This window comes from Arthrobacter sp. NPDC056691 (assembly GCF_042791415.1).
In the GTDB taxonomy this organism is placed as follows: Bacteria; Actinomycetota; Actinomycetes; order Actinomycetales; family Micrococcaceae; genus Arthrobacter.
On sequence record NZ_JBHTXX010000060.1, the window covers coordinates 1 to 7,828 of the forward strand.

Here is a 7,828-nt window from a genome sequence, read left to right on the forward strand (position 1 = left end):
CGAATCTCCTCACGAGTAAAACCCTGGCTTCTCCACGACACGCGGCTGCTCCTTCACTACAAATGAATGACTCACAACCAGCCTGACGCAGAGGGTTGTCGCGGGTTAGAGCGCCTCGAAGTCGTGACAAGTGGACAAAAACTCCTCAGCCCCGGGCTCCTTCAGGCGACTCTTCTGGAAGACGCCTCCGCTGGGCCTCAGTCCTCGTAGCGGCAGATCGCGGCGACCTTGTCCGCCGAGGCGCTGCTTTCGTCGAAGGTGTAGCCCACCCACTCCCTGACCAGGCGGCGCGCCAGTTCAAGGCCGATCACGCGCTGGCCCATGCACAGGACCTGGGCGTTGTTGCTGAGTACCGCCCGCTCCACGGAGAAGGAGTCGTGGGCCGTCACGGCGCGGACACCTTTGACCTTGTTGGCGGAAATCGCCACGCCCAGGCCCGTGCCGCACACCAGGAGTGCCCGGTCCGCGGCGCCGCTGGCCACCATGCGGGCGGCCTCGACTGCCACATGCGGGTAGGCGGTGTGGCCGTCGGGACCCACGCCGACGTCGACGACGTCTGCCACCAGGCCGTGTGCGGCCAGGTCGTTTTTCAGGGCTTCCTTGTAATCGAAGCCGGCGTCATCGGAGCCGACGACGATTCTGAGTTTTTCTGTCATGGTGGGAATCCTTTCGGGGTGGTTGGTCAGAGAGTTCAGGAGGCCAGCGTCCCGCTGCGAAGGCCCGCCAGGTCGCGGACCAGCAGCCCGAACGAGGTGGCGCCCGCATCGGGGGTGCCAATGGATTTTTCAGCCAGCGGGCGGGCGCGGCCCAGCCTGGGCCGCAGGGATGCCGTCGCTTCGGCCTGTTCCACGGCCACCCCGGCCGCGGCCCGCCAGGCGTCAGCGAAAGGGTGGCCCTGCTCGACGCCGTCGGCGAGTTCGCCGGCGAACGGCAGCAGCGCGTCCACGAGGGTCTTGTCCCCCACCGTGGCCCGCCCGAGGTCCAGGATCGCGCCGGAAAACGCCTGGACCGCGGCCACGAAGTCGCCGTCTGTGTAGTCGGCCTTCCGGTCCGTGAGTGACAGACCGGCAGCCTCGAGGGCAGCTCCCCACAGTACTCCGGAGGTGCCGCCGGCGTGCTCCGCCCAGCTCTGGCCAGCCGACTGCAGCACGTAAGCCGCGCCAGCCCCGCCGTCATATGCCGTCCTGGCAGCCGCGAGAGCGGCGTCAATCCCCTTGACCATGCCGCGGCCGTGGTCGCCGTCGCCCGCCACAGCGTCGATCTCGCCCAGCCGCGCCTCGTTCGCGTGGAGGCTGGCGGCCATGCTTTCAAGGGCACTGAGTGCCGTCCCGGCAAGAACGACGGCGGCCGGGCTCGCTTCCGGGATGGCCCGGGTTTCCCGGACCCCGCCATCGGCGTCCTGCACGTAGCCGGCGGCGGCCGCGATGGGAGCCCGCTGCTTGCGGAATGCCGGGGTGTAGGCGTCAGCTGTCCAGAATGTTTCGAGCTCATCATCCAGCCACATCAGCGTCAGCGACACGCCGCCCATGTCCAGGCTCGTGACGAGTTCGCCGACTTCGGCGTCCACCACTTTCAGTCCCGCCTCCCGCAGCAGCTGCGCCACCGTGCCCCAGAGGAGGAAGAGCTCTTCGTACTTGGTGGTGCCGAGTCCGTTCAGGATGGGTGCCACGCGCCTTCCCGCGCCCTGCGGCGCGGCTTCCAGCAGGGACGCGACCAGCAGCTGTGCCAGCTCTGCGGCCGGGGGCATGGCCTGGTCGCGGATACCCGGCTCGCCATGGATGCCCAGCCCCAGGCCCAACTGGCCGTGCGGCACCGTGAACAGCGGCCGCCCGGCCCCCGGCATGGTGCAGCCGGAGAAGGCGACACCGATGGTCCGGGTGGCGGCGTTGGCGGCACGCCCGGCCCGCTCAACGCCGTCGACATCCAGACCGGCCGCCGCAGCGGCGCCGAGCACCTTGAAGACGGAGAAGTCGCCCGCAATACCCCGGCGCTTGTCCTCTTCGGCGGCGGAGGCGACGTCATCTGTGACCACCACAATCCGGGTGTCGATGCCCTCCTTGCGCAGGCGCTCCGCGGCGATGCCGAAGTTCATGTTGTCCCCGGCGTAGTTTCCGAACGTCAGGACCACTCCCCGTCCCTGGTGCGCGGCCTTCGCCACCGAGTAGACCTGGGCTGCCGACGGTGACGTGAACACGTTTCCAACGACGGCGCCCGTGGCGAATCCGCCGCCCACCAGGCCGGCAAAGGCGGGATAGTGCCCCGAGCCCCCGCCGACGATGACGGCCACCTGCGGTTCGCCGGTGCGCAGCGCCACAGCCCCGCCGGGGACTCCGCGGAGGCGGTCCGCGTAGAGGTCAAGGAAGCCGGCGAACTGGTCTTCGGCGAATTCGGCGGGATCGTTGAAAATCCTGGTCATGGGGAGTGCTCCAAATTCTTGGTATCGGGGGTCTTAGTGATGGCGCGTGCCGGCGCTGTCCTCCGGCACTTTGAGGAAGGTGGTGAGGACGAAGGCGACGCCGTAAAGTGCAACAAATGCCCAGACCACGCCGGCGTTTCCGCCCCAGGGAAGGACGGCCGCAACGACGGCTGCGCCGAGGAACGCGGCCCCGCCCGCGGCCGTGGTGTACATCGCCATGGCAGCGCCCTTGTGGTCGGGGGTCAGTGCGGGCATGATCGCGCCCATCGGAACGAAGCCTGCCAGCAGGATTCCGAACACGACGCCGGCCAGGACGGACAGCCAGTAGCCCCAGTCGGATCCAGGGGCAACCAGGTGCGGAACGTACCACCACGCGAGCAGGCCGGCGGCCGAGCCGACGACGCCGAACCAGCGGACCGTGCGCTGCCATCCCCATTTGTCGCCGATGGCGCCAAAGACGGCATTGAAGGAAATGTTGGATGCGTACACGATGACCGTCATCATCAGCCACTGTGTCTGGGACCATCCGAGTTCGCCGCTGATCACGCCGGGCAGGATCACGAACATGCCGTACTGCGGCGCGGTGTTGATGAGGCGGACGATGAAGCCGCTGAGGATACGCGGTTCACGCGCCAGGAGACGGACGCCGCCTGTCAGGACTGCCGCCGTCGACTCCCCCTCGGGGGCAAGCCGCCGGCCGCCGCGCTCTTCCCTGACACCCAGCCGGGCGATGAGGAAACCTGCGGTGACCAGGCCGATCGAGGCGGCCATCGTCAGGGACTCGCCGCCGTGGCCGCCGCCAAACAGCGGGATGAAGGTCAGGGCAAACAGGGAGCCGAACGTGGGCAGGCCGCCGGTGAACATGACGTAGAACCAGCCCACGGCCGTTCCGTTGCTCTTCCGCGGGGCCACGGTGTTGATCCAGACCAGGAACGCGAAGGCGAACAGCGGATAGCCGAGGCCCCGAAGGAAGTAGCTGGCCATGATGCCGGGAGTGAACCCGGCATTCAGGCTGACCAGGAACAGGATCTCGAACGTGACCCACGCCGCGAAGCCGAGCGCCATGACCCGGCGGGGTCCCACGAGATCGGATAGTGCGCCGGAGAGGTACGAGGCGACCGTCACCGCGACGCCGTACATGGTGATGATGGTGGGGACCAGCATCGCCTGGCCGCCGAGCGCCGCTGCCATGTGCGGGGCGATGAAGTTCGACTCGACGCCGTTGCCGGTCATGAAGACCAGGACGCCGAGGAAGCCCCACCGCAGGGAATGCGGAATGCCGATCCGGTCGAGCAGCCGTTCCCGCGAATCGGCAGCGGGCGTTGCAATTGTGGTCATGGGAAAACGCCTTTGTTTTGGGATGGATGGGTTTTTCGGGGCCCGGCCGGGGCCGGAGCCCCGGCGGGACGCTGTAGCCAGCGTGCCCGTCCGGGCAAGGGTGCCTAGCGGGCCGTGCCGGGCAGGATCGAGACCTTGACCGAGGCGCCGGCGGTGTCGCCCACGAGGTCCAGGGCGTCCTGGAACCTGTCCAGCGGGAATTGGTTGGTGCAGATTTCGTCCATCGGCAGGATGCCGGATTCGATCATCTTGATGGCGGCGGGCCAGCAGTGGGGGCCGAGGTGCGCGCCGCGGACGTCGAGTTCCTTGTCGTCGCTGATGATGGACCAGTCCACGGAGACGTCCGAGCCGAAGACCGAGTACTCAACATACGTGCCCAGCTTGCGCAGCAGGTTCAGCCCCTGGCCCACGGCCGAAGGATGCCCCGTACCTTCGATGTAGACGTCGGCGCCATAGCCGTCCGTCATGTCCTTGACCAGCTGGACAGCGTCCTCGCGGCCGACGTTGATGACGACGTCGGCACCGCACTTGCGGGCAAGGGCGAGCTTGTCGTCCGACATGTCCAGGGCGACGACCTTCAGCGGGCTCTTGGCCTTGGCACCGGCGATCATGCCGAGCCCGATCGGACCGCAGCCGGCGATCACCACGACGTCGTTGAACTGGATGTTGGCCCGTTCCACGGCATGCAGGGAGCAGGACAGCGGTTCGGCAAAGGCTGCATGCTGGGGTGCCAACTCCTTCGAGACCTTGTGCGCCCGCGCGTTGATGGGGACCACCAGGTACTCGGCCATGGCTCCGTTGTAGTTGCGGAAGCCGAACATGTCGTGCGGGCCGCACATCCAGTACTGCCCGCGCTGGCAGTACCGGCACTCCTCGCAGGGAACGATCTGCTCGCAGGCAACGCGGTCGCCGAGTTCCAGTCCGTGGTGGGCCAGGGCAGCCGTGCCGCCGCTCACGATGGTTCCGACGAACTCATGCCCGGGGGTGACCTCCTTCTGGGCCCACGCCGGGCGGTTCTCGTCGCCCCAGAACTTCGCAGCCCCGTGGTAGCACTTGAGGTCGCTGGCGCAGACGCCGACGGCCTCCACCTTCATGAGCAGCTCATCCTCGCCGGGGACCGGGGTTGCCACCTCTTCGAGAGTGTAGTTCTCCGGCCCGTGGCAGATGACTGCCTGCATGACGGCCGGCACCAGGGCCTCGGTTGCAGTCTGTTCTTCGTAAGTGGTTGACATGGTTCCCTCCTTGGAACGTGTGACCTGCGTCAATGAATCCAGTCTGGGATCATCGTGAACAAATGTCAAGAACAAAATTTCTGAACTGATTGTGGCGTGAAATTTTGTTCAGGCGTCGGCTATGATGGAGGCATCTGAAACGCAATGAGGGGACGGATCCATGCGGGACACTGACGACCCGGCTGGCACCAGCAGCAAATTTCCGCTGGAGACGCTGTACCAGGCCGCCAGGATGTACTACCTGGAGGACGCCAACCAGGTGAAGATCTCCCAGGCGCTGGACGTGTCCCGGCCCACCGTCAGCCGCCTCCTCGCCGAGGCGCGGCGGATCGGCTTGGTCAAAATCGAGGTGGTGGATCCGTCCCGCCACGCCTCCGGCTCCCTCGGCGCCGAGCTTTCCGAGGCCCTGTCACTCCAGAAGGTCTACCTGGCCGACGGCGACCAGTCACGCCGGCTTCGGGTGGGGCTGCTCCCCCAGGTCTCGGAGGCCGTCACGGAGATGGCGCTGGCCCCCGGCGACGTTCTGCTGGCCTCATCCGGCAGGACCATCTACGAACTCAGCCAGGCCGTGCTGCCAAGGCTTCCCGGCGTGCTGGTTGCCCCCAGCGTCGGCGGCCAGACCGAACCGGAGCCGTGGTACCAGACCAACGAAATTGCCCGCGCCCTCGCAGAACATACCGGAGCACACCCCGCCTTTCTCTGGACGCAGGCGCTCCCCTCCCCCGAGATGCACCAGTTCCTGCAGCAGGATCCTGACTTCCGGAGGATCCAGCGGCTCTGGGAATCAGCCAAGGGTGCGCTCCTGGGCGTTGGCGCGCCGCCCACCACCCGGAGCTCCATTTCACGCTTCATTCCCAAGGACGACGACTCCCTGGCGCGCGCCGTGGGCGACATCTGCCTGAACTTCTTCGATATCCGCGGGGACCGCGTCGAATTTCCCGGCAGCGACCGTGTGGTGGCCACTTCGGCGGAGATCCTGCACTCCATTCCGCATACGGTCGGTGTTGCCGTGGGAACCGAGAAGGCCAGCAGCATAGTGGGCGCGGCCAGGGGCGGCTACCTCCGGAAGCTGGTCACGGACGCGGCCACCGCCAGGGCAGTCCTGGACTACCTGGCGGCGTAGCCCGGACCCTGCGGCGAACCTGCCGTTCTTTCCTGCATGCGGGCCAGCGAGTGCATATGGTCGCGGTTGCTTGGGTAGAGGCCGCAGTAGGTTGCGTACATGTCCTGGTACACGGCGGAGGTTTCCGGCCTGGGCTCCACACGTGCTGCCGCCTGCATCCAGTCGGTGTCCGGCGCCACGGCCCCGCTACCCACAGCAGCCAGCAGGGCGTCCCCGTAGCTGGCCCCGATGGTCACGCGGGGAACGATCTGCGCCCTGCCAGTGATGTCGCTGGCGATCTGGGACCACAGCCGTGCCTGGAGTCCGCCGCCCACCGCCAGCAGCCGGGAGACCGGCTCACCTGCTTCCTCCACCAGGTCCAGCGTCTGCCGCAGGCCCAGGCAGATTCCTTCGAGCGCCGCGCGAAGGAGGTGGCCGCGGCCGTGCCTGAGGGTCAGGCCCGTGATCATTCCCCGGGCGTCGGGGTCAAGGATGGGTGTCCGTTCGCCGGCGAAGTACGGGAGCACCAGCAGACCTTCGGACCCGGCTGGCACTTGGCCGGCTTCCTCCAGCAGGTCGGCCATCGGCGCCCCGCCCATGAGCTGCTGAAGCCAGGTCAGGAGGCTGCCCGAGGTGGCCATCCCGCCGGACAGCGTCATTGAGCGCGGCTCGACCCCAGGAACCGCCCACAGCCGCGGGTGGCTCCTGAAAACACTGAGCCGCTGCACGAAAAACATGGTGGAACCGTACATCAGCATGGTGTCACCGGGACGGCGGACGCCAACGCTGTGCGCCTCCACCCAGGCATCCACCGTGCCCGCACAGACGGGTGTCCCCGCCGGAATGCCTGTCAGCGCCGCGGCCTCCGGGGTGACCTTGCCGGCTATGTCAGCCGGCCACAGCAGCCGCGGCAGCGGCAGGTGGCCGGCCACGGCGGCAGCCCGGTCCCTGATCCACTCCAGCCCGTGGATGTCGTACAGGGGATCGCACTGGCCGGCTGTGGGGTGGTCCATCACGTATTCGCCGGTGAGCTTCTGCACCAGGAACGAACTGCAGGAGTACCAGTACCGTGCGGCGGCGAAGGTCCGAGGTTCGTTCCTGGCGATCCAGCGCAGCTTTGGCCCCACCGACTGCGACGACAGGGCCTTTCCGCCGTCAGCCTCGATCCGCTCCGCACCGAATTCGCCGTTGAGTTCGTCAATTTCCCTGGCTGCCCTGGTGTCCACCCCGTAGAGAATGGCCGGCCGCAGCGGCACATGGTTGGCGTCCGTGACAACGAGGCACGGCCCCATGCCGCTGACCGCCACTCCGGCAACGCGCCGCGGGTCCTGCCTCGCGAACAGCTGCCCACAGAGCTGCCGGACTTCGGCCCACCATGTGTTCTCCGCGTCGAATTCGGCCCAGCCCGGCCGGGGCAGGGACGCAGTGTGGTGCACGGTGGCGGAGTCGATGATCGTGCCGTCGGAAGTGGCCAGCACGGCCTTGCTGCTGCCGGTTCCTATGTCGAGTCCGAGGAACAACCGGCGACCACCTCCCTTGTGGGGCCCGCTGCTGGGCACTGGGGCCATCGTATCCCGCAGCCGGGGGCCGCTTCTTGTCGGCGGGGACGCCTGCCCGCCCCTCCCTGGGAGTTTTTGTCCAGCTGCCCTCTGCGTCAGGCTGGTTGTGAGTCATTCATTTGTAGTGAAGGAGCAGCCGCGTGTCGTGGAGAAGCCAGGGTTTTACTCGTGAGGAGATTCG

General features: G+C 67.4%; 6 protein-coding genes. 1 reads left to right on the forward strand and 5 read right to left on the reverse strand.

Features of this window, described 5'->3' with window-relative positions:
• Window positions 1-197 precede the first annotated feature (197 nt).
• The 4 genes from ACFRAU_RS25845 to ACFRAU_RS25860 all read right to left on the reverse strand — a co-directional run bounded on the left by ACFRAU_RS25845 (window position 198) and on the right by ACFRAU_RS25860 (window position 4,986).
• Complete coding sequence (locus tag ACFRAU_RS25845; RefSeq protein WP_378001991.1) at window positions 198-656, reverse strand: ribose-5-phosphate isomerase; 459 nt, start codon at window positions 654-656, stop codon at window positions 198-200.
• 35 nt (window positions 657-691) lie between these two features.
• Window positions 692-2,416, reverse strand: a complete 1,725-nt coding sequence (locus tag ACFRAU_RS25850; RefSeq protein WP_378001992.1) for a dihydroxyacetone kinase family protein — start codon at window positions 2,414-2,416, stop codon at window positions 692-694.
• A gap of 33 nt (window positions 2,417-2,449) precedes the next feature.
• The gene (locus tag ACFRAU_RS25855; RefSeq protein WP_378001993.1) at window positions 2,450-3,754 is read right to left on the reverse strand and encodes an RbtT/DalT/CsbX family MFS transporter; all 1,305 of its coding nucleotides are present in this window, start codon (window positions 3,752-3,754) and stop codon (window positions 2,450-2,452) included.
• A 104-nt stretch (window positions 3,755-3,858) separates the two neighbouring features.
• Entirely contained in the window at window positions 3,859-4,986 is a 1,128-nt protein-coding gene (locus tag ACFRAU_RS25860) for a zinc-binding dehydrogenase (protein WP_378001994.1), read from the reverse strand.
• Between the two features lie 160 nt (window positions 4,987-5,146).
• Here ACFRAU_RS25860 and ACFRAU_RS25865 point away from each other — a divergent pair, with 160 nt between their 5' ends.
• Complete coding sequence (locus ACFRAU_RS25865; RefSeq protein WP_378001995.1) at window positions 5,147-6,109, forward strand: sugar-binding transcriptional regulator; 963 nt, start codon at window positions 5,147-5,149, stop codon at window positions 6,107-6,109.
• Here the strand turns inward: ACFRAU_RS25865 and ACFRAU_RS25870 are convergent.
• Entirely contained in the window at window positions 6,094-7,608 is a 1,515-nt protein-coding gene (locus tag ACFRAU_RS25870; protein WP_378001996.1) for an FGGY-family carbohydrate kinase, read from the reverse strand. The two genes, ACFRAU_RS25865 and ACFRAU_RS25870, sit on opposite strands and share 16 nt — an antisense overlap.
• Between the last annotated feature and the right edge of the window lie 220 nt (window positions 7,609-7,828).